Source organism: Chondromyces crocatus (assembly GCF_001189295.1).
GTDB lineage: Bacteria > Myxococcota_A > Polyangia > Polyangiales > Polyangiaceae > Chondromyces > Chondromyces crocatus.
Window position 1 is genome coordinate 11,141,957 of sequence record NZ_CP012159.1, and the last position, 23,712, is coordinate 11,165,668.

Here is a 23,712-nt window from a genome sequence, read left to right on the forward strand (position 1 = left end):
CGATGCGTCCGCGGCACCTCGTCCTCCTCCTGCGGCTCTCCCTCTTCGTCGCCCTGGCGGCCAGCGCGGCCCTCGTCGCCGACTACCAGAGCATGGGCGATCCCGCATTTTGCGGCGTCAACAGCGGCTGCAGCGCCGTCCGTGTGTCGGGCTATGCCTACCCCTTCGGGGTGCCGCTACCCAACCTCGGCCTCGCCGCCTTCGCCTCCCTGCTCGGCGGCTCGCTGCTCGCCCGCACCCGCGGCCAGCACCTGCTCCTCGCCCTCGCCACCAGCCTGGGCGGCCTCGTCGCGGTCTACCTCCTCGCCATCCAGGCGTTCGAGGTGAAGGCCTTCTGCGCTTACTGCGTCGCTGTCGATCTCGGCACCCTCGTCGCCGCCGCTGCCGCAATCACCCTCGCCCTGCGCGCCCGCCGCGCGAAGACCTCCGAGGCCTTCGACGCCTTCGCCCGCGACGCGCACCCCGGCGGCGCCGAGCTCACCACCTGGGCCGCCGCCGGCCTCGCCGCCATCGGCCTGCCGCTCCTCTGGGGCAAGTACCCGACGCTCCCTGCCCTCCCCCCCGAGATCGCCACCCTCCAGACGCCCGGCAAGGTCACCCTCGTCGGCTTCACCGATTTCGAGTGCCCCTTCTGCCGCCGCCTGAACCCCGAGATTCACCACATCGAAGAGAAGTACGGCGACCGCATCCAGTACCTCCGCAAGATGGCCCCCCTGCCGCGGCACGCCGGCGCTCTCCCCGCCGCCAAGGCGTACATCTGCACGCCCCCCGCGCAGCGCGAGGCCGCCGCTGCACTGCTCTACTCGACCGGCCCGAACCTCCTGACCGACGACGGCGCCGTCGACGTGCTCAAGCCCCTCGGCCTCGACCCGGAGGAGTTCAAGCATTGCCTCGACGCGCCGAAGACCATGGCCCTCGTCGAGACCGACCTGGAGCTGTACCGCCGCGTCGCCGGGCTGGGCCTGCCGTTCACGTACGTGGGGCGGCGGGTGGTCCTCGGGATGCGCCCCGACCATATCGTCGAGTCCATCGAGCTGGAGCTGGCCGGTGGGAACCCCGGGCTGCCGCTCTGGGGGCTGGTCGTCGCGCTGGTGGGCGCCGCAGGGGCGGCGTCGTTCATGACGGTGCGGCGCCGCGAGGAGGAGGGGGGGCCAGGGGCTGCGCCAGGAGCGGCCGCGGGCGAGGCGGGGGACAAGGCGGGCTGAGAGGCCGCCGATGGGTGCGCCTCCTGGGAGGCCGAGCCAGGGCGTACCCGCGGCATTGAGAGCGCCGTCTTCACTTTCTGGTCGATGCGCTTGCTGCTCAGCGCCCTCTCTGATCAGCGCGTCTTCGTGGTCGCCCAGAGCGAGGCGAGGTCCAGGTCGAGCGCGTCGAACGGGACGGGACGGACGCTCGCGTCACCTCGGAAGACCTGCTCGACGATCCATCGACCCCTGGGGTCCAACCGGAAGACTTCCAGCGAGCTCACGATGGGATCGATCAACCACGCCCACGCCACGCCGGCCGCAGCATAGACGGGCATTTTTTCGAGGCGGTCATGGGCCGCCGTCGACGACGAGAGGACCTCGCACACCCAGTCGGGCGGCAGCTCGAAGAAGGACTCCTCGGGAAGGCGCGGGAGACGCTCGACCCGCCAGCCTGCGAGATCAGGGACGAGGACGTCGGCGCAGAGGTGAAGCTCGGGCTCATCGAGGATCCACCAGCCTCCAGGTCCTCCAGGCTCATCGTCGAAAGGTCCCAGACGGCGACCGAGCTGCGACGCAACCCGTATGTGTGCCGGCCCCGGTCGCGGAAAGGTTTGAAGTACGCCGCCAATCAGCTCGGCGACCAGGTGAGAGGGGACCGCTTCGAGGTCGGCATAGGTCGCCGTCTCTGGTTGGTTCTCCGCCGGTTGGCCCATTGGCCGCAGGATAGCGGAAAGAACTGCCCCTTGCTTCTGGCGAGACACGCAGGACACGCACGCCCCGCTTGCACGCCTTCACCAGGCTGCCCCTTGCGACGCCCGCGCGCCTGCGTGGATGGAACAGGGGGCGCGAGGAATCAGTCACTGTTCGGCCAGGTCAGTACGCCTCGTGCCGCACCGAACCCACGAATCGGACCGCAGGATGTACCGACCGTCTCTGCCGCTCCCTCCCCGGGAGCGTCGATCAGCACGTACACCCACGCCTCCCAGGACTGGCCCAGACGCGCACGGTCGACTTTCAAAGAGCTGGCTCCTGGTTCGACAGCAAGGAGCGCATCGATCGTGTCAGCGATTTCGTTCGAAATACCTTCCCGACCTGACGGGTATGGACACGTCTGAATACGCTGCACAGCATCAGCGCTCAGGTCGAGCGGAGAGAGCACCCCCTCCAGCTCTGCCTGCCAGCACACCACGCCTCCGACCTGGTTCTGATAAAGCACGCCGCTCGGATGCTCGACGACGAGCATGATCTCATCAGAGAGGTCCCACAGGAGGACTCGCCTCGTTGTCACGTTCCCGTCCATACGCCTCCATCACGTTCATGCACATGGCCTCAGCGCACGAACGCTGCGATTTCGGCGGCGTGATACGGTCTCGCTACCATGAGCGATGCGCCCCGCGCTGCCTCGGTCGCCTTATTCGAGTCCGCCTCTTCTCCTGAAGGCGACGCTACCCAGCCAGCCCCCCAAGCAGATGCGGCGTCGCTCCCCGACACACTGGAACGTCCTCCCACGCTCGAAGCCCCGCCTCCACCGGCCCTGCCCGCCACAGCGCCGTCACCAGGCACGAAGCTCAAGCACTACGAGCTGATCCGCAAGCTCGGCGAGGGGGGCATGGGCGTCGTTCATCTCGCTCGCGACACCAAACTCGGACGTCTCGTGGCCATCAAGATGCTGCTTCAGCATACCCGTCACAGCGCCCATCGCTTCCTCGTGGAGGCCCGTGCCACTGCGCGATGCAAGCACGAGAACATTGTCGTCATTCATGAGGTCGACGAGCACGAAGCACATCCGTACATGGTCCTCGAACACCTCGAAGGCGTCACCCTGCGCACCTGGATGGAACAGCGAGGCACGTCGACCCGCAGCGCCACGCGTGATGCCGACGAGACCCTGCCCGCTCGACTATCCGCCACAATCGCCATCGACCTCATCATACCCGTCGTACGCGCCCTCGGTTGCGCCCACGAACAGGGCATCGTGCACCGCGATTTGAAGCCCGAGAACATCATCCTGTCCGACGCAGGCCCGGTGAAGGTACTCGACTTCGGCATTGCCACGCGGCTCGCTACCGACACCACGCCCGCGAGCGCTCGGGCTCTCCTAGATGATGACCAAGGCCCAGTCGGCACATGGCTGTACATGGCCCCCGAACAGTGGCTGAACCACGACGTCGACCACCGCGCCGATTTCTGGGCCGTCGGCATGATGCTGCACGAGCTACTCGCGGGAGCGCACCCGCTCTGGCCCTTGCGCCCTGACCGCCTCGCGCAGGTCGTCGACGCCTCCATTCCCATGCCCTCCATTCGCGAGGTACGCCCCGACCTCGGACCGCTCTGTGCGGTCATCGAGCGCTGCCTGGAGAAAGACAGAACCGCTCGCTACACCTCGGCGCGAGAGCTGCTCGCAGACCTGGAGACGCTGCGCCTCGCTCCCAGCCCCCAGCGCTCCACCCACGTTTCCTCTCCATTCACCGGCCTCGCCGCGTTCCAGGAGGCCGACGCGGCCTGGTTCTTCGGGCGAGATACCGAACTTGGCGCATGCCTCGCACGCTTGCGACGCCAACCTCTGGTGACCATCGCCGGCCCATCCGGCGCGGGCAAATCTTCCTTCGTGCGCGCTGGCATCATCCCCGCACTCAAGCGTTCCGGCGAAACCTGGGATGCGCTGGTCCTGCGCCCCGGTGCGCGCCCTCTGACGGCACTCGCCGAGACGTCATGGCAGCTTCTGGAGGCACCCGGGGGCACCGAGCGGGACCCCACGCAGACCGCGGCGCAGCTCGAAGAGCACGCCGCCATCTTGCAGCGAGAGCCCGGCTACCTCGGAGCCATGTTACGCGCCCATTGTCGGAAGCACCGCAGCCGGGTGCTCCTGTTCATCGATCAATTCGAGGAACTCTATACCCTCGGCGCAGACGCCACGACGCGCCGAGCGTTCCTCGCCTGCACCGCCGGCGTTGCAGACGAGGCCTCCTCCCCGCTCCGTGTCGTCCTCGCCATGCGCTCCGACTTCCTCGACTGCGTGACCGAGGACCGCCAGTTCCTCGACGAGATGAGCCGTGGCCTGGCCTTCCTTCCCCTCATCGATCACCGCGGCCTCCGCGAGGCACTCACCCGCCCGCTCGCGGCGCTCGGCGCTCGGTTCGAGAGCGAAGCGCTGGTGGAGAGCATGCTCGACGCCCTCGGCGGGACCCGCAGCCCCCTGCCCCTCCTGCAGTTCACCGCTGCGAAGCTCTGGGACACGTGCGATCCCGAGCAACGGGTCATCACTCAGGCCAGCTACGACCAGATCGGCGGCGTTGCAGGTGCACTCTCCGCGCATGCCGACGCGGTGCTGGATGGCCTGCCCGCGCAAGAGCGGCGCCTCGTTCGCGGGGTGCTGCTTCGCCTGGTCACCCCCGAGCGTACGCGCGCTGTGGTGCGCCTCGACGAGCTGCGCGACCTCGCCACCGACGCCGAGAAGGAACATGCTCCCGACACGATCGACCGCATCGTGCAGCACCTCGCGGACGCACGCCTGCTCTCGATCGAAGGTTCAGCGGACGCGCACAGCGCCACCGTGGAGCTGGTGCACGAGTCGCTCGTGGAACGCTGGCCTCGGCTCGACCGATGGCTCGACGAGAGCGCACAGGATGCCCGATTCCTCGCGCGCTTGCGCATCACCGCACAGCAATGGGAGGCAAGCGGCGAAGCCGAAGGGCTGCTCTGGCGCGAGCAGTCCGCCCTGGAGGCGCGTACTTTCAGCACGCGCAAACGGGCCGAGGGCGACCACAGACCCCTCGGCATCGGATCGCTCGAGCAGCGCTACCTGGAAGCGGTGGAGCAGCTCGACGCCCGCGCACAACGGAGACGTCTAGGTGTCATGCTCGGCGCCGTCACCACGATCGCCTTGGTGGCCGCGGTAGTCTCCTGGCTGGCCGTCCGCGCCAGCAACGAAGCCTCACGCGCCACCCAGGAAGCAGCGCGCGCCCAGGTAACGGCACGACGAGCCCGCAACGCCGCACGCATCGCTGGAGCGACCCGTTTCCTGAGCCAGGAGGATCACACTCAGGCCCTCGCTCTCCTGCGAGAGGTCGAGCCACCCGAGATTCCTCACGACTGGAGTCGGCTCGCTCAGCTCGCTCTCCAGCGTGGGGTGAGCCGTGTGCTCGTCTCCACCCGGTCCTACGTCAGCGAGGTCGCCTGGAGTCCTGATGGTCATCGCGTGGCCGCTGGGCTGAGTGACGGGACTCTCGGTCTCTGGTCCACCGACGCCACCGGCACACCGACGATCCTGGCGAAGCAAGCAGGTCCCATCCACGCCCTGGCTTGGAGTCCGGATGGACAGCGCCTCGCGACCGCTTCGGCGGATGCGACGGTGCGCGTCTGGTCTGCCGCAGCAGGGGTCGACGGGCGAGGCCCGATGGTCCTCCGAGGTCACACCGATTGGGTCACCGCCGTCGCCTGGAGCCCCGACGGTACGCGCCTCGTCAGCGCCTCTCGGGACGGCGTACGCATGTGGCACGCCGACGACACAAGCCTTCCCGTCGTCTTTTTTCCTGACGTCCCTGCGACCTCGGTCGCCTGGAGCCCCTCAGGTGACCAGATCGCCTGCGGCTTTCCGGACCGCTCGGTGCGCGTGTGGCGCGCCGATGGCAGCGGCACGGCGCTCCTGCTCCAAGGCCATGACGGCGGTGTGACGCGCGTGGCCTGGAGTCCCGACGGGCTTCGCCTCCTCGGTGGGTCCATGGATGGGACGCTCCGCATCTGGAGCTCGGCAGACGGAAGCGCTCAGCGGATTCTCCGCGCCCATGAGCCCTCGACCAGCCCCATGATGCATGCCCACGGCATCCTCTCGGCCGCATGGAGCCCTGACGGTCGGCGTGTCGCTGCAGGAGCCATCGACGGGACGGTGCGGATCTGGCCAGAGGATGGCCGTGGAGAACCACAGATCTTCTGGATGGGCTCCGAGCCGGTCGTCTCGCTGCAATTCAGTCCGGATGGCCAACAGTTGCTCGCCGCAGCCTACAAGTCATTCCAGATCTGGACGTTGAGCGCGCACAAGCAGCCCGTGACGCTGCGGGGCCACCCGAGGGGCCGTTTGCCGGTCGCCTGGAGCGCTCGGACGAATCGCATCGTCATCGGGTCGAGCGACGGGATCGCGCGCATCTGGAACGCCGACGGCTCTGGCGAACCGCTCGTCCTCCGAGGCCACGAGGGCGCCATCCAGGGGGTGGCCTTCAGCCCCGACGGCCAGCGCGTCGCCACCGGCTCGGATGATCGCACTCTCCGCCTCTGGAATGCCGATGGATCCGGCGAGCCGCTCGTCCTCCGAGGCCATGAGCGCGCCGTCTATACCGTGGCCTTCAGTCCCGATGGGCAGCGTGTCGCCACCGGCTCGGACGATCGCACGCTCCGCCTCTGGAATGCCGATGGCTCCGGCGAGCCGCTCGTCCTCCGAGGCCACGAAGGGGTCATCCAAGGGGTGGCCTTCGGCCCCGACGGGCAGCGCGTCGCCACTGGCTCGGACGACCACACGGTGCGCCTGTGGAACGCCGATGGCGCTGGAGAGCCGCGCGTGCTCCGTGCCCACCGCGAGGGGGTGTACGCCGTCGCCTTCAGCCCGGATGGTCGGCGCCTGCTGACGGGCGCAGCCGATCACACCGCCCGCATCTGGAACGCCGACGGGACCGGCGCGCCGCTCGTCCTTTCCGGCCAGTGGGTCAGCAGCGCAGCATGGAGCCCGGATGGCCAGCACATCGTCACGGGCTCGGGCGCCATGACCGTCCGCGTACGGAGAGCCGATGGCACAGGAGAGCCTTTCTTTCTGCAGCTCGACAACCCCGTCACCGGCGTCGCCTTCAGCCCCGACGGCCAGCGCATCGTGACGGCGACCACCGACGGTCTCGCACGGATCTGGGAGGATCTCATCCCGCTCCGGGGGCTCGACGATCCGATCCTGTGGACGGCGACCGATTACTGCATGCCCGCCACTCAGCGGATGGAGGACCTCGATGTCCCTGAAGACGTCGCGCACGCGGATGAGCAGGCCTGCATCCAGCGGGTCGCGGCGACACGCGGCAACGCGCGAAATGCTGACCAATGAAGCTGGGAGTCAGCAACCGCTTCATGCATGGATCCCACCATGAAGCGCCACGCGGCCTGAATGGGACGCCTATGCGCGACAGTTCTGTAAAGGATTACACGGTGGAAGCACCCTGTCGTCGGAAGGAAACTCGCAGTTGAGACGGGCAACGAGATCCATGCGATCGACGCTGCTCCACGCAGCGCAAGCCGCTTCAGTATGGTCACGGCGGGCAACTGGCTCATCTGCAAGCCACGCCAATAGCCGCTTGGCATGGCCGATGGCGTAAGGATCCGGGACTCATTGGCAACCATTCACCGCGAGATCATCTTCGGCAGTGCGTCTGACACATTGCCAACCCCACGCGCTATGTCTCCCAGGCCCCGATTGCAGCTGGCCTCTCCAAGAATGTCCGCCACACGCTGGTACATCGACCGTGCCTGCTCATACTGTGCTCTCGCCTCCTCGTAGTCCAAGCGTCTCAACGCAAGATCGCCAAGGTTCCGTTTGCAGTGAGCCTCCCCCCAAGTATCTCCCGCACGCTGGTACATCGACCGTGCCTGCTCGTACTTCGCTCTCGCCTCGTCATACTCCGAGCAGCTCAACGCGAGCTCCCCCAGGCTCCGATTGCAGTTGGCCTCCCCCCAATTATCTTCTGCACGCTGAAATACCAAACGCGCCTGCTCGTACATCGCTCTCGCCTCGTCGTACTCCAAGCGCTTCGACGCGAGGTCTCCCAGGCTGTGAACGCAGTAGGCCTCGTTAAGAACATCCCCCACGCGCTGAAATATCAAACGCGCCTGCTCGCACTTCGCTCTCGCCTCGCCGTACTCCGAGCGCCTCGACGCGAGGTTCCCAAGACTGTCGAGGCATCTGGCCTCGCCATGAAGATCGCCCGCACGCTCGAACATCAAACGCGCTTGCGCGAACTTCGCTTCCGCCTCGTCGTACGCCGAGCGCCTCGAAGCGAGGTTCCCAAGGCTATGAAGACAGTTGGCCTCGCCGAGAGTGTCGCCCGCATGCTCGAACATCAAACGCGCTTGCTCGAACTTCGCTCCTGCCTCGTCGTACGCCAAGCGACTCGAGGCGAGGTTTCCAAGATGGTGAAGGCATCTGGCCACACCAGGGAGATCGTCCACACGCTGATACATCAGACGCGCCTGCTCGTATCTCGCTTTCGCCTCTTCGTGAGCTGAACGTACTTCCGCGAACTCCCCCAAATGCCAAGCACAGCGTGCGGCTCGCCTCTCGTCCCCAGTCGATTCTGCCAAAGCAAGCGTTTGCTCGAGCAGTGCCAGCTTACTCAGTCCTGTGAATCGACCGAAGTTCGACAAAGCAATCGCAGCATCCAACCACGCCGCAGGGTTCTCTCCATTCAGCCCCTTACCAATCAAAATCTGCAAATTCGTCAGATCGGCACCGAGGCGTGCGCTCGCCCGTGCCCCCTGCACCCTCCCCACGAGAGGTCCTTGCTCCCGGACCAGCTCTCCGTAGAAGGCCATGGCAAGCCCCAGATCCTGCTCCGCTGGCGGGCACACCAGTTCCACATACTCCCGCACCGGCGCAAGCATGCGCAGACGCCCTTTCTCGAAATAGGCCAGCGCATGCTGGGCCAGCACACGTGCAGCAGTCGGCCCCGCGTCCTGCATCAAGGAGCGCAAATCCTGCTGCGCGACGCCGTCAGGGAGCACGCCGAGAAGCGCGGCCAAGCGTCGTGCTTCATCCGTCATGCCAGGCGCTTGCAGCGACAGTTCCAGCGACACGGACCAGCTCGTCGCCGATCGGTGCGGGCCTGGACCACGCTCCAGCATCCGGGTCCGACGCGCTTCCCACTCCTCCACCAGATTGGTCAGCTCATTCCCTTGCGCGGCATGTGCCAGCAGCGTGATGGCCAAGGGCACACCGTCCATCTTCCCCAGCAACTCCTGGAGTTGAGCCTCACCCCGATGCTGGTCTCCTGCAATTGCGCAATAGACGTCTTCGGACTCTCCATCGCGGAGAGGTTCGACTTGAATCGATGGGGACCAGGCCACGCCCCCGGGCTGCACACCTCGGCGGATCGAAACCACCAGTGCGAGCTCAGGCAATGCGGCAAGCTCTGCCAGAACGGTCTCCACGCCGGTAGGGTCGTGGTCCCAGGGTGTCTCCAGATTGTCGAGGAGCAGCAAGGCAGGTGTACTGTCCAGCGCGCGCCAGCCACTTTGCCGGAGGTCCACGCCTGACGACGAGCGCAGCGCGAGCGCGATGGCCGAGACCAGACCGTCCGCATCCTTGGCCGCATCGAGGCGCACGAAATAGCGACGCGCACCATAGCGGGCAGCGATGTCCGGCGCGTGGCTCGCAACGAGGCTGACGGTGCTCTTGCCAATGCCAGCCACACCTCGAATCAGAATACGGGGCGGCTCGTCGGCGAGAAGCGCCGCATTCAGCGCGGAGAGAATCGACTCCCGCCCGACGCAAGGCCCGGGAGCTGGCAAAGCCGCGACGGGAGGGCATGCGGAGGCTGGCGCCGCCGCCGTCTGGCTTGGGACACGACGTTCAATCTCAACACGAAGCGCCCTCGCGATCTGAGTCCACACTTCATCTTGGTCCGACCATGCTTTGATCGGCAGACCATCGGTGGGCAACGCTTGGAGCGTGGCAAAAGGCGCCCAGTCCCACGTGCAATGACGGAGGATCACCGGAACGACCTGCGCCTCGCCTTGCCGATGGCGTTCCAGAGCGCGATCTACCTCGACGTCGGTGCAATAATCCGAGGCGAGAAAGTCCTGGCTGACGAGCAGCAGGATCAGATGGGCCTGATCGAGGTGGGCGCTGATCTCATTCGCCCGCTCCCCTCCTGGCGCGATCTTGCGGTCGTGCCACAGGTCGACGAGGCCCTGCCGCTGGAGCTGCTTCAGGCACGTCTCCAGCGCTTGGCGGTAGGTTTCATCCTTGTGCGCGTACGAGATGAAAACGCGAACGGCCATACCCCTCGACCCCGAGGATCACGTCAACAGCCGTCCACGGCAATCCCGTCGCCGCTGCCCGGGGACGATTCCCGCCCCCCACAGCTTCCCTTCCCTGGTGCTTTTCCCCCGCCCCGCCCGCCGTGCGCTCCTCCTCGTGACCCCCGACCTGCATCAGCTCCTCGCAGCCCTCGACCCCGAGGTCCGCGCAGCCGTGCGCGAGGTCGATGGCACCTTGATCTACCTCGCCCTCGCGCAGTCTCCCCGCGACCGCTTGCGCTCGGCCTCGAACATGGCGCGCACGCTCATGCGCTTACGCCGTGGCCTCACCCCCTCGGGCGACTGACCACGGCGCGCACGAGCACCGCCCCCTTCCGGCCTCTTCCCCCTCTACTCTCCCTAGCTCGCCCGGTGCGCCGCCTGGTCTTCCTCCCACAGCGACGCCATCCACGCTTCCACCTCGTCGGGCCCCGTCGGGATCCCCTCGGACAGGTTCACGTGGCCGTCCTCAGTCACCAGCAGATCGTCCTCGATGCGCACCCCGATCCCGCGCAGCTCCTCGGGCACGGTCAGGTCATCGGCCTGGAAGTACAACCCTGGCTCCACCGTAAGCACCATCCCGGGGCGCAATTTCCCGAAGCGGTAGGTCTGCTGCCGCGCTTGCGCGCAGTCGTGCACGTCGAGGCCCAGCATGTGGCTCACGTTGTGGAGCGTGTAGCGGCGGAAGAGCTGCTGGTCTTCGCGCAGCGCCTCCTTTGCGGACTTCAGCACCCCGAGCTTCTCCAGCCCGTGCGCGAGCACCCGCATCGCGGCCTTGTTCGGCTCCAGGAAGTCGCGGCCAGGGCGCACCTCGGCGAATGCCGCCTTCTGCGCCTCCAGCACCAGGGAGTACACCTCGCGCTGCGCCGCCGAGAACTTCCCGCTCACGGGCAACGTCCGCGTGATGTCGGCGGTGTAGAGCGACTCCAGCTCCACACCGGCGTCGAGCAGCAAGAGCTCCCCGGGCTTCACCACCCCGTCGTTGCGCGTCCAGTGCAGCGTGCAGGCGTGGGCGCCCGCGGCGGCGATGGTCCCGTAGCCGACGTCGAAGCCCTCCACGCGCGCCCGCACGTAGAAGATGCTCTCCACGGCGCGCTCGGAGCTCGCGCGGCGCCGCAGCACCGGGCCTTCTTCACGGCGCCAGGGGCCCAGCGACCGGATCACGTCTTCGAAGCCGCGCTGCGTCGCGGCCACGGCCTTCTTCAGCTCCTCGACCTCGATCGCGTCCTTCAGGAGACGCATCTCGGACAGCGTCTGGGCGAGGGCCTTGTCGCCTTCGCCGCGGTGGGGCGGGTCGTCGAGGGTCTGGTCGATCAGCGGCGAGATGCCTCGAAGCGCACGGCGCGGGATCGAGGGGACGTCGTTGACGTGGCTCACCAGACCTTGGAGGTAGGCCTCCAGGTCGGGCAGGCCGCGGCACTCGTCGACGCCGAAGCGCACCCGGCTCTCCTCCACGCCGAGGCGCGGGCCGACCCACAGCTCGCCCTTCACCCGGTCGGTGTAGAAGGTCTTGTCGCTGCGCCCGGGGTTCGGCTCGACGTAGAGCACGTCGCGGTGACCGCCGCCCGGCTTCGGCTCCAGGACCAGGACGCAGTCGGCTTCGACGTTCCCGGTCAGGTAGTAGAAGTCGGAGCCCGGACGGAAGCGGTAGGTGGTGTCGTTGGCCCGCACCTGCTCGTGGCCGGTGGGGATGACCAGGATCTCGCCGGGGAATTTCTCGGAGAGCGCGCGGCGCCGGGCAGCGAACACCTCGGCGTGCTCGAGGACGGACGGCGTCCCTGGCCCCGGGGCCCACTGCTGGACCATGAAGTCGAGCAAGGCCTGCGGCGGCTCGGCGGGAGGCGCCTGGGTCGGAGGGGTCCCTTCCGGGAGCGTGGGGGCGTTCGGCTCGACCGGGGGCGTGCTGAAGGAGGCGCTCGTCTCGGGGTCGTAGGTCATGACGACACTATGCAGGCCGACCGGGCGTCCGCTCAAGCGAGCGATCGACGGGCAAGGCCAGCAAGATGCTCTCTGAAACGCTGCGATGTGCGCGGGAAACGTCTGGCGCATCGCGGCACGCTCCACCGAGCGATCGGGACGGGGGCTTCGCCCTCGGGCGCGGCACGGCACCTCGCCCACGGGCACAGCACGACATGACAGCACGGCCCGGAAGCGGCTCGGTGGCTCTACCTGGAGGCAGCCCGATGTCCGTCCACACCACCTGCCCACAGCGTCCCTTCGTGCACGAGCGTGATTTGAATCACTTCTGGGAGCGTGACCTGGTCCCGTCGTCCGCTCACGGGGGCTGTGTTCGCGCGTGACCTGGTCCCGTCGAGCACTCACGGGGGCTGTGTTCGCGCGTGACCTGGTCCCGTCGTCCACTCACGGGGGCTGTGTTCGCGGGACGCGGTGCCGTCGTCCACTCACGGGACCTGGTCCCGGGGCGGCCCCACCCGGGTCCACCTCGTTCGAGGGCAGGTCGGGCGCTCGACCCGGCACGAGGAGCGGCGTGACCTCGCCGGATCCACCCCTGAACCTGGACTCCTCCGCGCTTGCTGAGGGGATGGTTTTCGGGACGGGGTGCCGTCGACGGCCTCAAGGGGGGTCGTCAGCCCCTCGTCCTGTCGCCGTCGTTCGTCGAGGCCTCCAGGTCACGATGCGGACCTGACGGGGTCGCGCAGCGCCGAGGCCTGTTCCGCTCTGGCGACCCATTTTGCCCTTCCAGAGCGCCGATGGGCACCCGGTCAGGGCGCCTCATCCAGGACGTACGGTGGGACACCCAAAAATCTTCAGGTCGCCCCCTTGATCTATGTCCGGGAGAACCAATCTTGGAGAGGTGAGCCGCGACCTCTCCACCCACCTCGCTCGCGCCAACAAAGCAGCCCACCTGCTGATGGAAGCTTCCTCACAGGAAGAAGCTGGGCTATTGCTGGAAGCTGGGTTCGCGGAGCTTCAAGCGGCGGTGGCCGCGGCCCCCACGGCGCTCGCGGAGCGCGTCCAGCAGGTCGTGAACGACATCGCGGGGCGCCTGTTGCAAGCGGTCAACCCGAGCGTCCTCGTCGAGGCCGTCGAATCCGCGAGGGCCTGAGTCCTCGACATCACCCGATCATCACCACCCGTCGCCTCAGGAGACCCCCCGCTCCGCACCAACGTTCGAGCCCCTCTCTTCGTGATCCGCACGCACCTGGCGAAGGCGGATGCTGGAGAGGCCCCACCGCAGGAGAGCTAGGCACCAGCGCGACGTCTCCACGCGACCCAGCGTGGCGGCGCACACGATCCCGGGGCGCTTCACGGCGTCCGCACCCACCCGGGGACCGACGTCTCGCTGGTGCCTTGCTCTCCGTTCGACGGGCGCCTCCAGCATCCGCCTTTGCCAGGCCCTCTCCACCGCACGGAGCTTCGCGGCCCCTTCGTGGTCTCACAGGGCGTCGCGGCCCTGCGTCACCTCACCGGCCTCGCAGTTCCTCCGTAGCCTCGCTGGGCGTCGCGGCCCTCCACAGCGCGGATCGGTCGGCCTCCACGGTGATAGCGTAAGCCCGAGCACGGCGGCACTCGCGCTTTCCCTGGGCAGGATCGGGTGGCAGAATGGCCCATGGCTGACCTCCCCGAGCACTCTGGGCACAAACTGCCGCTGGAGTTCTTCCAGCAGCTCCCCAAGACCGACCTTCACGTTCATCTCGACGGCTCCATCCGCCTGGAGACCCTCATCGACCTGGCGCGCCGTGGCGGCATCGAGCTGCCGAGCTTCGATCCCGCGGAGCTGCGCAAGGCGATGAACCTCGGCGAGAACTGTGGCTCGCTGGTGGAATACCTGAAGGCGTTCGACATCACCTTGCTGGTGCTGCAGACGGAGGAGGCGCTGTTCCGCTGCGCCTACGAGCTGGCCGAGGACGCGGCGCGCGAGAACGTGCGGTACATGGAGGTGCGCTACGCGCCGATGCTCCACACACGCGAGGGGCTGCACCTGACGAACGTGGTGGAGGCGGTGCTCGCAGGGCTGCGGGCGGCGCACGACAAGCTGGGGATCGAGAGCGCTGTGATCCTGTGCGGGATCCGGAACATCTCGCCGGAGTCGTCGCTGGAGATGGCGGAGCTGGCGGTGGCGTACAAGGGGCGCGGGGTGGTCGGGTTCGATCTCGCCGGCGCGGAGTACGATCACCCGGCGAAGCACCACCGGGCGGCGTTCCAGCTCGTGCGGCAGAACAACATCAACTGCACGATCCATGCAGGCGAGGCGTACGGTCCGGAGTCGATCGCGCAGGCGCTGCACGTGTGCGGGGCGCACCGGATCGGGCACGGGTGCCGGCTGCGCGAGTCCGGGGACCTGCTGCACTACATCAACGATCAGCGCATCCCGCTGGAGGTGTGTCCGTCGTCGAACGTGCAGACCGGCGCGGTGCGCGACTTCGCGTCGCACCCGCTGAAGCTGTACCACAACCTCGGGTTGCGGGTGACGGTGAACACCGACAACCGGCTGGTCACCGACACGACGGTGTCGAAGGAGCTGTGGCGCTGCCACGTGGAGATGGGCTTCTCGCTCGACGAGATCAAGGCGCTCATCGTGGCCGGGTTCAAGAGCGCGTTCCTGCCCTTCCACGTGAAGCAGGGCTACCTGCGGCGGGTGTCGAAGGAGCTGGAGCGCTTCCACGCCGACGGGACGGTCTCGCCAGAGTCGCCGGAGGTGATCGCGCTGCGGTCGCAGCCGAGCTTCCAGTACTCCGATACGCGGAGCCACCGCGCACAAGGTCCGGTGCCCACGCCGCCCGCCGACGCGCCGCGGTCGTCGAGCGCAGCGAGCAGCGCGAGCGCTTCAGGTGGCGCCAGCAGCACGAGCAGTGCGAGCGCTTCGAGCACGCCGAGCCAGAGCGACGCAGCAAACTGACGCGCTGACACGAGCGAGGTGACGATGCCGAACGACTCGGGACGCAGCGTCCCGAGCACGACGGCGCGATCGAGGGGAGCGCTCGCTCCCTGTCCCGAGCTGCTCTTCTCTCCACCACCTTCCCCCTGGACCATCGTTCTTCCACGCACGGTAGACAGGTCGGCTTGCTCGTCACATCGCTCTGTCGGGATCGAGCAGGGCCGAGGAACGGGTTTGCCGGACAGCTAACGGTATCCGACAGAACATGGTAAGGAATCGTTACAACAGCCTGTTTTCGTGGTTGTTCGAGACGGCATGAGCAGCCCCCATCCGCATCTCCGTCACGCTCCCATCAGGGAGGCGCTCCTCGACATCCGTGTCGAGCTGCCCCCTGAAGTGACGGTAGAAACGCTGGAAGAACTCTCGAACGGCATCCTTCACGACTTTCCCGCGATCCGGCCCATCCAGCACATTCAGTATCACCTGCCGACGGATGGCGAGGAGCTGGAGGCGAGGATGCCTGGCACATCGCAGACCCTCGGACGAATCCACTGGAACGCGGATCAATCGAGGGCTGTCCAGATCAGGGTGGATGGCGTGACGGTCAACCACGTCCAGTCCTACGAGGACTGGGAGGCGCTGCGACAGCAAGCCGAAGGACTGTGGCTGGAGTATTCAAAGATCGCTCGACCGCTGAAGGTGGTGCGATGCTCGCTGCGCTACATCAACAAGCTCGCACTCGTCGCAGGCCGCGATCTGGCAAAACAATTGCGGACACGTCCGGAGGTGAGCCCAGAGCTTCCGCAGACGCTCGAAGCGTATTTCATGAGGCTCGTCGTCCCTTTCGAGGACGGTCGCAGAGCCGTGATCACGGAGCTGACGGAGAGCCCTCCAGAGGAAGGGGCGCCTCCTCACCTCATTCTGGACATCGATGTCTCCACGTCGCGAACCTTTGACCCGACCTCGGATGCCGACGCCATCTGGACCGAGTTCGACAGGCTGCGCGAAATAAAAAATGATTGCTTCTTCTCGTCGCTGGAGAAGGAGACGTGGAAAGCCTACCTATGACGATGCTGCTCTTGCTCAGTCCGTCAGCGCTGGTGACCGACTACCTCCCTTCTCCTGGTCAGGGCAGTGTAGCGCGCGCCATCATGCAGGCAGAGCAGCAGGTCTTCCTGGACCAGCATGCCCTTCGTCCGGTGCCTCCGTCCCTGGACGCGCTCTCACCGCCCATCGCTCAGATCGTGGCCAGCCGCTGGAGAGAACCCTGCGAGGGGTTGTTCGAGTTTCTGGCGCTTCAGCACCCTGCCGAGCTGCTCCGGTTGATCCGGAATGGCAAGCTCGAGGCGGCAGACCTGACATTCGCAGCCGAGATTGCTGGGCAACTGAAGAACAGCCACGCGGTCCAAACTACCCTGCTGCCGCTGCTTTCTCATACCGAAGCTGTGGTACGGGAGGGCGCGATCTACGGCATTACCCGGCACCAGGATGCGGCCGTGCGCGAGAAGCTCGCACAGCTAGCCGCAAGCGATCGAAGCAACGCCGTGCGAACAGCAGCCGCCGACGCCCTCGAAGAGATGTGAACATGCCTCTGTTCCGCTTCGCTCGACGTGGCGCGAACTGGGAGGAAGACCTACCCATCGAGGAGCTCCAGAAGCGGGAGTTCAAATCGAAGCATGGCGGACCGGATCTGAGGCCTTCCGTCTATGAACTGGATGGCCAGACAGGCCCTCTCCTGCGTGCCTACGCGGAACATGCCCATCACATCGATCCGCCAACCCGAGCGCTGGCCATCGAGTCCTCGGTGAAGGATCGAGCCGTGCAAACAACGCCGGGAAAATTGGCGTTCGCGTTCGTCCGTGATCAGCACAGGGAAATACTCCTGAACGATGAGGCTGACCTCCTCGCGCTCATCTCGGAGCTTGTCGCCAAAGGGGGCGAAGGGCGTATTCCCATTCCGAAGCAAGACGTCATTGCCTACGCACGCCAGCGCATCGAGGAGCACGATCCTGAATGGACCGCCGCAGCGGCGGCGCCCGACGCCAGATCCTGGCTAATCAAACTGCGAAAGCCCTGAAGGAGCAGTCCGCTCAGAAGTGCAGGAGGGCGGCGTCGACCGGGCCGCTGCCGAGGGTGAACCTGGTGCCGCTCATGGCCAGGAGGAGGATGCCAGGGATGAGGTGCGCGAGGCCGATGCCGAGCGAGATGCTGCCGCCGACGGCGATGGTCTCGTTCGACTTGAGCACGCCATAACCGAGCGCGAAGCCGCCGCCGAGAGCCGCGGTGGCGCCGCCGAAGGTGAAGCCGAGGCCGAGGTTGCGGAGGATGGTCTTCGCAGGGCGGACGTGGGCGGTGATGCTGCCGGTCTGCTTGTCGAGGCGGAAGGTGCTGGAGTTGCTGAAGCCCTCGCCGCCGAAGAAGAAGTGCTGTCCTGCGCGTCCATCGATGGTCTGGTCGCACGGCGCGGCGCAGACCAGGAACGTCGTCCAGGTCCCTTCGGGCTCGACGGCCGCCACCCCGACGCCTGGTGCGAGGCGCTGGTAAAGCTCGACGCCCGGCTCGTCGGCGTCGATGCGGAACCGGACGACGCCCGGGGTGCCGGGGGGAGGAGAAACGGCAGCTTCACCCACGGGCGCAGGCTGTGCCTCCCTGGGAGCTGCCTCTGCTGGCGCAGGCTGCACCGCAGCAGGAGCGGCAGGAGCAGCATCCGTCGGCTCGGGCTGCGCTGCCGCAGGGGCCGCAAGGAGAAGAGAAGCAGCGGAGAGCGCGAGCGCTGTTTTTCTTCGATGCATCCAGCAGGGTACGGCCCGGTGGGTGAGCGTGCCACGGAGGATCAGAAACGGAAGAGGGCGGTGTCCCCGAGGCTGCGCCCGAGGGTGAACTCGGTCCCGCTCGTCGCAATCAGGAGGATGCCCGGGATCAAGAGCGCCACGCCCACGCCGAGGGTGGCGCCGCCCATGATCGAGAGGGTCGGAGCAACGTCGTCGGACGACTGCGCCATGGCCGCTGCGCCCACGCCGAGGACGACGCCTCCAGCGAGGACGGCGCCACCGCCCGTGTACGTGAGCACGGCGCCAGCGGAGCGGGCGGCGAGGCTTCCTGCGTCGACCCGTGCCAGCATGCGGCCCGTCTGGTCGTTCAGACGGAAGGTCTCGGAGCCGGTGATCCCATCGCCCGAGAAGAAGAAGTCCTGGCCCGCTCGGCCGTCGATGACACGGTCGCAAGGCGCAGCGCACACCTTGCGGGCCACGTCGACGACGTAGAGTTTCGAGATCCTGCCACCGACGAGGAACCCCGAGATGAGTCCCGAGCCGGCAATCTCGTAGAGATCGACCCCGGGCTTGCTGGCTTCGATGCGGAGTCGAACGACGCCGGGTGCAGGGGGTCGCTGCGCGGTGGCGACGGTCGCATGAAGGGCCAAGGCCATGCCCAAGGTGAGGGTCAGCCGAACCTTCATTACCTCATGTATAGCGGTTCGGGTCCTTCCCCGGACGCGGTCATGTGGTGATGCTTCGGTGTCGGAGCAGGACGTTCGTCGCTCGCAGTCGAGGTCGAGGAGGGTGGGGTGGGAGCGCGAGGTTCAGAAGCGGAACAGGGCCGTATCCATGGGGCTGCGCTCGAGGGTGAAGCTGGTCCCGGTCGTCGCGATCAGGATGATGCCGGGGATCAAGAGCGCGGCGCCGACGCCGAGGGCCACGCCGCCGATGGGGACCATGGCCGCGCCCGGATTGCCGGGCGTCCCATCATCGGTGGCTGCGCCGATGCCGAGGGTGAGGCCTCCTGCCAGAATGCCGGTAGCACCGGCGGACGTGAGCCAGACGCCGCCGGTGCGGGCACCAGCGCTCCCCGCATCGACCCGCGCCACGAAGCGGCCCGTCTGACCTTCCAGGCGGAAGCCGCCCGACGTGTTGATGTCATTGCCGTCGAAGTAGAAGGTCTGACCCGCTCTACCGTCGATGAGCTTGTCGCAGGGTGCGACGCAGGCCAGACGCGCCATGACGACGCTCGCGCTCCCTCTCATCCCGACGATGACCCCCGAGGCCGTGACCTCGTAGAGGCCGATGTTGGGCTTGTTGGCTTCGATGTGCAGCTTGACGATGCCAGGTGTCCCCGGCGGGGGCGACGCTGGTTCGCCTCGAGGAGCGACGGGAGGGGGGGGCGGCGGCGCAGCGTGCGCGGGAGGCGCTGGCGGCGGTGGAAGCGCTTCCGGCGTCGGGCGTTGGGTGTGCTTGCCACGGTCGACCTTGTCGACGTCGGCCCAGGGGATGCGGCGCTGTTCGCCGGTGCCGTAGACGACGATGACGACCTCGCGGTCCGGCTCCACCGAGACGATGGTGCCGCGGATCATGCCGCCGTTTTTCAGGAGCAGCTCGTCCTCGCCCGTCGACGCGACGGCCGGGACCGCGGTCTGCGACGGCGGGGTCTGCGCGAGGGCGATGGCGGTATGGAGGCTGAGCGCCGCAGCGACGGCGAGCGTTAACCGAGCGTACATCCTCGGATGTATAGCGGACGGCCCGCCAGCAGCGCGGGACGATGTGGGAAACTTCGCCGTGAGGGCTCGCCGGGGCTGTGCTGGGAGGGCTCGCCGAGGCTGCCGAAAGGAGCGGGTCAGGGCTTGGGGTCGATGCCGGCGCTGCGCGGGGGCGGGGTGATCGCGGGCGGCGTCGGGAGGTGGGCTTCCCACTCGGTGCGCTGCACGACGGGGAGCTGGAGGGCGCGCTCGCGGTCGAGGTCGAGGGTGCCGAGGTGTACGGCGAGGGGGGCCTGCACCCACTTGAAGATGGCGCGGGAGAAGAGCAGCACGAACTTCTCGGCGTAGCCGCGGAGCTGCTCGGGATCGTGGTCGGGGAAGAGGCTGGGCAAGGCGAGGGAGATCTCGTCCCGGGTGAGCTTCTCGGCGCCGTAGAGGTAGAGGCAGGCGTCGAGAATCTCGTAGGGCATGAGTTCGGCTTCGCCGGACTGGTTCTCGGCCAGCTCGGGGCCAGGCATGGTGCCGAGGGTCTGGGCGAGGCCCTTGAAGCCGAAGCGGCGAGAGAGGCGCTCGAGCAGGGCGTTCACCACGGTCTTCGGAAGGTTGGCGATGACGCTGAAGGCGCCTTCGAGGTCGCCACCGACGGTGGTGTAGCCGAGGGCCTTCTCGCTCATGTTGCCGGTCTGGAGGAAGAGGGCGCCGCTCGAGTTGGACCAGTTCCACATGCGGGTGCCGCGGATGCGGGCCTGGACGTTCTGGCGGGTGAGTTCGGTGATCGTCGCCTCGCCGCCGAGCATGGAGGTGGTGGCGTCGACCTCGCGGTCGAAGGCTTCCTCGATGGGCTCGACGGAGAACCTGGCGCCGAGGTCGTGGGCGAGCTGGGCGGCGGCGCCCTGGGTGGCGTCGCTGGAGTAGCGGGTGGGCATGTAGAAGGTGGTGAGCTTGCGGCCGATCTCGGCGCGGAGGTCGTCACCTTCGAGGTCGGGGGCGAGAACGCCGAGGGCGCGCCAGGCGACCATGAGGCTCAAGGCGGAGTCGCGGCCGCCGGAGAGGGCGATGCCGATGCCGCGGAAGGCGCCGATCTTGCGGTAGTAGTCGGCGACGCCGAGGGCCGCGCCTTCGAAGAAGTCGTCGAGGAGTTCGTCGCGGGGGGAGGCGCTGGGAGGGGCGGCGCTGGGGAGGAAGAAGGTCGTGCCACGGGGCGGGGCGGGGTACTTGAGCGAGGCGCGGTCGGCGGTGGACCCGGCCTCGCGGACGACGGGTACGGCGCGCTGCCCGGTGCGTCTGAATTCTTCGAGGTCGCTGCGCCAGGTGCTGGCTTCGCGGCGGCCACGGGTGGTGCGGTCGAGGTCGACGACGGTGGCGGCGTAGCCCTGGCGCCAGCGGGGAGCGTCGAGCATGGGGCGGCCGTTCTGGTTGACGAGGCCGCCGCCGTCGAAAACGAGGCCGTCGTTGCCGCCGACGAGGTTGGCGTAGACGACGGTGGCCTGGTTGTCGGCGGCGCGGGTGGCGATCATCTCGCGGCGGGTGGAGGGGACGCCGGCGCGGAAGGGGGAGGCGGAGAGGTTGCAGATGATCTCGGCGCCGGAGTAGCAGCGGCGGCGCATGGGGCCGTCGGGGGACCAGATGTCTTCGCAGATCTCGAGGCCGATGGTGCCGAAGTCGAAGGTGTAGAGGCGGTCGCCGCAGAAGACGCCGCCAGCGTCGAGCTCGAGGTAAGGGGTGCCGCGGGAGAAGGTGCGCGCTTCGTAGAAGATGTTGTAGGTGGGGAGCTTCTCCTTGGGGGTGAAGCCTACGATGCGGCCGCGGTGGACGAGGGCGGCGCAGTTGAAGAGGTCACCACCGACGCCGACGGTGAGGCCGAGGGCGAGCACGGTGGGCAGGCCCGCGGTCTCGGCAGCGAAGCGTTCGAGTTCACGGCGCTGGCTGTCGACGAAGCCGTGCCACTGGATGAGGTCCTCGGTGGGGTAGCCGCCGATGACCTGCTCGGGAAACACGGCGAGGGTGACGTCCTCCGCAGCCATGGCGCGGGCGAGCGCGATGCAGCGGTCGGTGTTGGCGCGCACGGCGCCGACGGTGGAGTTGACGCTGGCGATGCCAATCTTGACGAGCCGCACGGGGCGCAGCCTAGCGCGGCATCACGGCGGAGAGCAGTCCGAAGAGGCGGTCGATCTCCTGAGGGGTGAGGCGTCGTTGCGCCTTCACACGGTCGCCCTCGGCCGTGAAACGCACGGGATCGAAGACGCGCACCTTGATGATGGAGACGCGAAAGGAGGTGGCCTGGTCGACTTCGGCGGTCAGGTGACGCGCGTCTTCCTGCGCTTGCTCGGGGCTCTGGCTCACGCCGTCGAGCACGAGCTGGGCGCCGCCGTCGGGTTCGAGGACGAGGCCAGCAGAGAGCGCGCCGATGGTCTCGGGAACGCGGGGGGCGCGCTGCACGCGCAAGGTGGTCGAGGGTTCGAGGGCGGTGGCGAGGGCGGCCTCGGGGCCTTCGGGATCAGGGAAGCCGCCCGTGCCGAGGAAGCGCTTCGCTTGCGAGGCCTTGTCCTGGGGGAGGACCACCAGGAACGAGGGCTCGACGACGGCGACGACGCGGGTGTGGCCCTGGATGGTCACCTGGGTCGCGGGGAGGCCCAGCCCGTCGAGCGGGACGGCCGGGGGGTCGCTGCGCCCGCGGAGGGTGTCGAGGCCCGTCTGGAGCTGCTCGGGGGTGAGGTCGTGTTCGAGGACGATGACCGCCTCGCGCTCGGCCCGCACGCTCGGCGCGGTGACGAAGGCGCGCAGGAGGTTCTTCTGGGGGTCGATGCCCGTGCCGTCGAGGACCGGGCCCCAGAGGTTCAGCTTGGCGAGCTGCGCGGAGAGGGCATGGCCTCGGGCGCGCTCGGCGTACACGAGGACCGACACCTTCCCACCCGCGATCTCCTGGGCGATCGTCGCGGCGTTGCGGGGTTTCGGGGCCTCGGCGATGGGCGCTTCGGGCGGCGGTGTCGGGGCGCCGCCGCAGGACAGCGCGAAGAGCGCGTGTCCGATGGCCAGAAGCCAGGGAGCCCACAGGCGCGTCATCCCTTCCCCACAGTGCACACCATGACGCTTCACCATCGTGCCGAGGACACTACCGGCACCCGAGGAACCTCGCTAGCATGCCCGGCCCGAACCGAAGCACTCGGGCGCCGTGCCCGGCGCTCGCCCCGCCCTTGGAGGTAGCATGGCGCTCCGTCCTTCAGACCTGCACGCGATTCCCGTCTTCGAGAAGATCACCGAGGCCCATCTGGAGACCCTGATGGCCGCCTTCGAGCGCCGCACCTTGGCGGCCGACGAGGTGCTCTTCGAGGCGGGTACGGCTCCCGAACATCTGCACCTGCTCGTCAGCGGCGAGGTCGCGCTGAAGGAAGGCGCCACCACCCGCTTCCTGTTGAACCCGATCGCGCCCATCGGTGAGCTCGGCGCAGTGACCGGCTTCCGCCGCGCCACCACCGCCGTGACGAGCAAGCCGTCGGAGGTCTGGAGCATCGGCATCGGCGCGCTGCGTCAGTTCTTCGAGCAGTACGGCGACGTGGCGTTCCCGTTCTACCACAACCTGCTGAACATCGTGGCCGACAAGCTCCGGCGCGATCAGAACCGGCTGGAAGAGGTGCGGACGAACCTGATCCGCACGCAGAAGGGGATGAAGACCCTTCTCGATTTCGTGCTGGAGAACGAGGAGACGGCGCTGAGCCGGCAGATCTGCGCGACGCTGGAGGATCTCATCGAGAAGAACCGGCGCTGGCACTACCTGGTGGAGCCGAGCCGCACGCTGAAGAGTTCGGTGCGGCTCGACAGCGGTCAGCTCGTGCCGGTGCAGGAGCTGTCCGATGGGTGGCTGCGCCTCGGGCCGCTGCCGGAGAACGCTTCGGTGCCGCACGAGGACTGGAGCGGGGTGCTGGTGCTGCCGAGCGGAGAGATCCCGGTGAGCGGGCGTGTGGAGGCACGAGACGATGGGTTCATCCTGATCCGGCTCGACCTGCTCATCGACGAGTACCGGAAGACGCTGCAGGACTACCTGACCCGCCTGGAGCTGCTCGACTTCGTGGTTTGAGCGATACGGCAGAAGCACGCTCTGCCGCAGCCCCGCCGAGCCATGCTCGTCGGGGCCCCACCCCCCGAAATCCACTCGGAAAATCTGACCCGTC

At 67.7% G+C, this 23,712-nt stretch carries 18 protein-coding genes; 9 read left to right on the forward strand and 9 right to left on the reverse strand.

Translation table 11 applies throughout. The features are described 5' to 3' along the window. Positions 1–2: 2 nt before the first annotated feature. Positions 3–1,205, forward strand: coding sequence for a vitamin K epoxide reductase family protein (locus tag CMC5_RS40600; RefSeq protein WP_050435445.1), 1,203 nt, complete (start codon positions 3–5; stop codon positions 1,203–1,205). A 113-nt stretch (positions 1,206–1,318) separates the two neighbouring features. Here the strand turns inward: CMC5_RS40600 and CMC5_RS40605 are convergent, their stop codons facing one another. Both CMC5_RS40605 and CMC5_RS40610 read right to left on the reverse strand, forming a co-directional pair. Further along, positions 1,319–1,900: a Uma2 family endonuclease gene (locus CMC5_RS40605; protein ID WP_050435446.1), complete on the reverse strand. Its 582-nt coding sequence runs from the start codon at positions 1,898–1,900 to the stop codon at positions 1,319–1,321. Positions 1,901–2,040: 140 nt separating this feature from the next. Continuing rightward, positions 2,041–2,430: a DUF6210 family protein gene (locus CMC5_RS40610; RefSeq protein ID WP_169796410.1), complete on the reverse strand. Its 390-nt coding sequence runs from the start codon at positions 2,428–2,430 to the stop codon at positions 2,041–2,043. Between the two features lie 135 nt (positions 2,431–2,565). Between CMC5_RS40610 and CMC5_RS40615 the strand changes: the two genes are divergently transcribed. After that, positions 2,566–7,266, forward strand: coding sequence for an nSTAND1 domain-containing NTPase (locus CMC5_RS40615; RefSeq protein WP_050435448.1), 4,701 nt, complete (start codon positions 2,566–2,568; stop codon positions 7,264–7,266). A gap of 293 nt (positions 7,267–7,559) precedes the next feature. On the opposite strand, the gene CMC5_RS40620 is transcribed toward CMC5_RS40615, so the two are convergent. Beyond that, positions 7,560–10,214: a tetratricopeptide repeat protein gene (locus CMC5_RS40620; protein WP_050435449.1), complete on the reverse strand. Its 2,655-nt coding sequence runs from the start codon at positions 10,212–10,214 to the stop codon at positions 7,560–7,562. 97 nt (positions 10,215–10,311) lie between these two features. On the opposite strand from CMC5_RS40620, the gene CMC5_RS40625 reads away from it, so the two are divergent. After that, positions 10,312–10,539, forward strand: coding sequence for a hypothetical protein (locus CMC5_RS40625; protein WP_050435450.1), 228 nt, complete (start codon positions 10,312–10,314; stop codon positions 10,537–10,539). A 53-nt stretch (positions 10,540–10,592) separates the two neighbouring features. Here the strand turns inward: CMC5_RS40625 and CMC5_RS40630 are convergent, their stop codons facing one another. Next, positions 10,593–12,170, reverse strand: a complete 1,578-nt coding sequence (locus CMC5_RS40630) for an aminopeptidase P family protein (protein WP_050435451.1) — start codon at positions 12,168–12,170, stop codon at positions 10,593–10,595. 877 nt (positions 12,171–13,047) lie between these two features. On the opposite strand from CMC5_RS40630, the gene CMC5_RS40635 reads away from it, so the two are divergent. The 5 genes from CMC5_RS40635 (at position 13,048) to CMC5_RS40660 (ending at position 17,149) form a co-directional block, all read left to right on the forward strand. Further along, entirely contained in the window at positions 13,048–13,299 is a 252-nt protein-coding gene (locus tag CMC5_RS40635) for a hypothetical protein (RefSeq protein WP_050435452.1), read from the forward strand. Positions 13,300–13,803: 504 nt separating this feature from the next. Continuing rightward, entirely contained in the window at positions 13,804–15,093 is a 1,290-nt protein-coding gene (gene add / locus CMC5_RS40645; protein WP_245678167.1) for an adenosine deaminase, read from the forward strand. Between the two features lie 294 nt (positions 15,094–15,387). Continuing rightward, positions 15,388–16,140: a TIGR04255 family protein gene (locus CMC5_RS40650; protein WP_050435454.1), complete on the forward strand. Its 753-nt coding sequence runs from the start codon at positions 15,388–15,390 to the stop codon at positions 16,138–16,140. Next, complete coding sequence (locus CMC5_RS40655) at positions 16,137–16,655, forward strand: HEAT repeat domain-containing protein (protein WP_050435456.1); 519 nt, start codon at positions 16,137–16,139, stop codon at positions 16,653–16,655. The genes CMC5_RS40650 and CMC5_RS40655 overlap by 4 nt, the downstream gene beginning before the upstream one ends. Before the next feature lie 2 nt (positions 16,656–16,657). After that, positions 16,658–17,149, forward strand: a complete 492-nt coding sequence (locus tag CMC5_RS40660) for a hypothetical protein (RefSeq protein ID WP_050435458.1) — start codon at positions 16,658–16,660, stop codon at positions 17,147–17,149. 13 nt (positions 17,150–17,162) lie between these two features. On the opposite strand, the gene CMC5_RS40665 is transcribed toward CMC5_RS40660, so the two are convergent. The 5 genes from CMC5_RS40665 to CMC5_RS40685 all read right to left on the reverse strand — a co-directional run bounded on the left by CMC5_RS40665 (position 17,163) and on the right by CMC5_RS40685 (position 22,606). Further along, on the reverse strand, positions 17,163–17,864 hold the full coding sequence (locus CMC5_RS40665) for a hypothetical protein (protein WP_156339251.1): 702 nt from the start codon (positions 17,862–17,864) through the stop codon (positions 17,163–17,165). A gap of 41 nt (positions 17,865–17,905) precedes the next feature. Beyond that, entirely contained in the window at positions 17,906–18,529 is a 624-nt protein-coding gene (locus CMC5_RS40670; protein WP_050435460.1) for a hypothetical protein, read from the reverse strand. Between the two features lie 123 nt (positions 18,530–18,652). Beyond that, positions 18,653–19,564, reverse strand: a complete 912-nt coding sequence (locus CMC5_RS40675) for a hypothetical protein (protein WP_050435461.1) — start codon at positions 19,562–19,564, stop codon at positions 18,653–18,655. A gap of 116 nt (positions 19,565–19,680) precedes the next feature. Next, the gene (gene nadE, locus CMC5_RS40680; protein WP_082363307.1) at positions 19,681–21,660 is read right to left on the reverse strand and encodes an NAD(+) synthase; all 1,980 of its coding nucleotides are present in this window, start codon (positions 21,658–21,660) and stop codon (positions 19,681–19,683) included. Positions 21,661–21,670: 10 nt separating this feature from the next. Beyond that, positions 21,671–22,606 carry a hypothetical protein gene (locus CMC5_RS40685; protein ID WP_050435462.1) on the reverse strand — a complete coding sequence of 312 codons (936 nt, stop codon included), beginning with the start codon at positions 22,604–22,606 and terminating at the stop codon, positions 21,671–21,673. A gap of 142 nt (positions 22,607–22,748) precedes the next feature. Here CMC5_RS40685 and CMC5_RS40690 point away from each other — a divergent pair, with 142 nt between their 5' ends. After that, a complete protein-coding gene (locus CMC5_RS40690; RefSeq protein WP_050435463.1) occupies positions 22,749–23,618 on the forward strand; it encodes a Crp/Fnr family transcriptional regulator in 870 nt (289 codons plus the stop codon). Positions 23,619–23,712 lie beyond the last annotated feature (94 nt).

Excerpts from the sequence above, each read along its gene's own strand:
- CMC5_RS40600 (WP_050435445.1), top strand. The coding sequence starts at position 3 with ATGCGTCCGCGGCACCTCGTCCTCCTCCTGCGGCTCTCCCTCTTCGTC.
- CMC5_RS40605 (WP_050435446.1), bottom strand. The coding sequence starts at position 1,900 with ATGGGCCAACCGGCGGAGAACCAACCAGAGACGGCGACCTATGCCGAC.
- CMC5_RS40610 (WP_169796410.1), bottom strand. The coding sequence starts at position 2,430 with ATGCTCGTCGTCGAGCATCCGAGCGGCGTGCTTTATCAGAACCAGGTC.
- CMC5_RS40615 (WP_050435448.1), top strand. The coding sequence starts at position 2,566 with ATGAGCGATGCGCCCCGCGCTGCCTCGGTCGCCTTATTCGAGTCCGCC.
- CMC5_RS40620 (WP_050435449.1), bottom strand. The coding sequence starts at position 10,214 with ATGGCCGTTCGCGTTTTCATCTCGTACGCGCACAAGGATGAAACCTAC.
- CMC5_RS40630 (WP_050435451.1), bottom strand. The coding sequence starts at position 12,170 with ATGACCTACGACCCCGAGACGAGCGCCTCCTTCAGCACGCCCCCGGTC.
- add (WP_245678167.1), top strand. The coding sequence starts at position 13,804 with ATGGCTGACCTCCCCGAGCACTCTGGGCACAAACTGCCGCTGGAGTTC.
- CMC5_RS40650 (WP_050435454.1), top strand. The coding sequence starts at position 15,388 with ATGAGCAGCCCCCATCCGCATCTCCGTCACGCTCCCATCAGGGAGGCG.
- CMC5_RS40655 (WP_050435456.1), top strand. The coding sequence starts at position 16,137 with ATGACGATGCTGCTCTTGCTCAGTCCGTCAGCGCTGGTGACCGACTAC.
- CMC5_RS40660 (WP_050435458.1), top strand. The coding sequence starts at position 16,658 with ATGCCTCTGTTCCGCTTCGCTCGACGTGGCGCGAACTGGGAGGAAGAC.
- CMC5_RS40665 (WP_156339251.1), bottom strand. The coding sequence starts at position 17,864 with ATGCATCGAAGAAAAACAGCGCTCGCGCTCTCCGCTGCTTCTCTTCTC.
- CMC5_RS40670 (WP_050435460.1), bottom strand. The coding sequence starts at position 18,529 with ATGAAGGTTCGGCTGACCCTCACCTTGGGCATGGCCTTGGCCCTTCAT.
- CMC5_RS40675 (WP_050435461.1), bottom strand. The coding sequence starts at position 19,564 with ATGTACGCTCGGTTAACGCTCGCCGTCGCTGCGGCGCTCAGCCTCCAT.
- CMC5_RS40685 (WP_050435462.1), bottom strand. The coding sequence starts at position 22,606 with ATGACGCGCCTGTGGGCTCCCTGGCTTCTGGCCATCGGACACGCGCTC.
- CMC5_RS40690 (WP_050435463.1), top strand. The coding sequence starts at position 22,749 with ATGGCGCTCCGTCCTTCAGACCTGCACGCGATTCCCGTCTTCGAGAAG.